Consider the following 2,248-nt stretch of genomic DNA (forward strand, 5'->3'; position numbering starts at 1 on the left):
AAGGTCCAAGGGCTGCTACTATTGATTGTCTTTTGGCTCCCTGTTCTTCCATAATAGCAATTGTTTTCTCGATAATTCCATTTAAGCTTCCGCGCTAGCCAGCATGCGTTGCGGCGATGACGCCAGCTTGTGGATCAGCAAGCAGTATTGGGCCACAATCTGCTGTAAGAACTCCAATAACAAGACTGGGTGTGGTCGTAACAAGAGTATCAGCTTTAGGAGGAGTACCGATAATTGCTTGATGAGCTAGGACAACGTTACAGGAGTGTATTTGATTGACCGTGACTAAATTTTTGACTTCAATGGAAAAATAATCAGCGATAAAAAGATAGTTTTCGCACTATATTCAGGTTGATCATTTAATCTTTTTTCGACATTAAGGTTATGATAAAATTTTTTTGAAACACCAGCTTGACGTGTGAAAAATCCATGTTTTATCCCCTGCGTGTGTAAAGGAGAAAGATTTTTTGCGAGGATGGTGAGGGATAGGATTTATAAAAATTCCTTATGGAGATGATTTAAAGTGGGAGTGATGTTTGTACTTGTCAATGAATATTTCAGATAACGATGTGCTTATTAACAAAATTACCGATCATCAAAATTGGGGAGGTATGGATATATTTTTATCACTGAAATGGAGAACTTTAAATAGTTTGCCCATTTGATTTGGACCAGAGAGCCGTTCGATATCTTGGCGGATTTTGTCTTGCAAGGAAGAGCTTTTACCCACTCCAAGTTGTTTTGCACGCTCCAGTAGCCCCATTTTAAAAAGAAATTCTCCTTGCTCGAAGATTTCAGCAAAACAGCCCTGTTCAAGAGCTATATTTTTTAAAAAAGAAAAATCAACATGGGATGTTAAATCATGTTCACCGGGAGCATCAAAAACATCACGAAATTTATGTTTTGAGAGTGCTTGCAAGGTATCACCAAAGGCAAGATCACGAGCCCCATAATCGATAAGCAAAGCAGAACCTGTTACTTGTACTAAATGGTGGCTGATTTGTTTCATAAATTGATGACGCAAGGGAGCATGTTCAAAAATTGTTCCGTCAGGGACTTCAGAACAATAGGTTTGTAGACAAGAAGAAGGAAGTTTATGCGGGGCAGCAATAAAGATGAAATCTCCATCTTGATTGATTGTAATACAGCGTTGTTTCCATTCTCCATTAACTTTAATATATTGGTTGATGGGGAGTGTATCGAGGAATTCATTGCCAATGAAGAAGAGAGGTTTTGAAGGAATTTGATTAAAATTTTCAACGCTATGGATTTTTTTTTGATAAGAGAAAAGGCGCTTTTTTTGTTCTTTTGCGAGTTTTTTACTTATTTCAATCAGAAAAATTTCAGCAGCATTAAATGCTGTCGTAGAAAGCTTTTGGATGGTTCGCAAAATGTCATCCATCAAAGTTCCACGTCCTGGACCTATCTCAGCGAGAATAAAAGGATGAGGACAACCTTGCGCTTTCCAGCTCGCAAGAGTCCAAATACCAATCATTTCTCCAAATAATTGGCTTATTTCAGGTGCTGTAACGAAATCACCAGTGCGCCCAAAGGGTGTTTGTGTTTGATAATAGCCAAACTGAGGATCTGTGAGTGCCAATGTCATATATTCGCTGACAGGAATAGGACCATGAGATGCAATAATTTTTTTAATTTTTTCTTTGAGGGATGCCATTTTCGGTCGATTTGTCTTTAAATGCTTGAAGGAGGAGATAAAACCCTAAAAGAAGCATGGGAAGAGATAAAGCCATGCCATAAGTAAAGCCTGTAGAATGAAAAAGAGTAGAGAACCATTCTGGATCTTCTTGAGGAGCACGGTAAATTTCTGAGATACTGCGTGCGATTGCATAACCTATAATAAATATCCCTGACACAGTTCCACGGCGTTTAAATGCTTTGAAGGAAAAAATAACAATGAAGAGAATCATGAAGAGAATAAATCCTTCCATGAATGCTTCGTAAAGTTGGCTTGGATGGCGCGGTAAATAGTAAGGATCTAGGGGAAAACAAACTGCCCAAGGTTGTGTGGTAATGTTACCCCATAATTCTTGATTGATGAAATTGCAGATTCGCACAATGCCGATACCGATAGGTGCACCGGCTGCAATGATATCAAACATGGCTCGTATGTTGATGTTATTTTTACGAGCGAACAAAATCATTGCAATGATAATGCCAATGAGACCACCATGAAAGGACATTCCCCCATCCCATACGGCAATGATAGAACTTGGATGACTAAAGTAAT

At 38.7% G+C, this 2,248-nt stretch carries 2 protein-coding genes and 1 pseudogene; all 3 read right to left on the reverse strand.

The annotated features are described in order from the left end of the window. A pseudogene (locus tag BN338_RS11125) lies at positions 1-496 on the reverse strand (purine nucleoside phosphorylase YfiH/LACC1 family protein); the annotation flags it as partial. Positions 497-595: 99 nt separating this feature from the next. Then, the gene (locus BN338_RS05215) at positions 596-1,675 is read right to left on the reverse strand and encodes a class I SAM-dependent methyltransferase (RefSeq protein ID WP_039759755.1); all 1,080 of its coding nucleotides are present in this window, start codon (positions 1,673-1,675) and stop codon (positions 596-598) included. After that, the coding region (lgt, locus tag BN338_RS05220) for a prolipoprotein diacylglyceryl transferase (RefSeq protein WP_039759757.1) at positions 1,650-2,248 on the reverse strand (599 nt) is incomplete at its 5' end. The genes lgt and BN338_RS05215, both read right to left, overlap by 26 nt.

The sequence above is a fragment of the Bartonella queenslandensis AUST/NH15 genome, from assembly GCF_000312585.1.
Lineage (GTDB): Bacteria > Pseudomonadota > Alphaproteobacteria > Rhizobiales > Rhizobiaceae > Bartonella > Bartonella queenslandensis_A.

Excerpts from the sequence above, each read along its gene's own strand:
- BN338_RS05215 (WP_039759755.1), bottom strand. The coding sequence starts at position 1,675 with ATGGCATCCCTCAAAGAAAAAATTAAAAAAATTATTGCATCTCATGGT.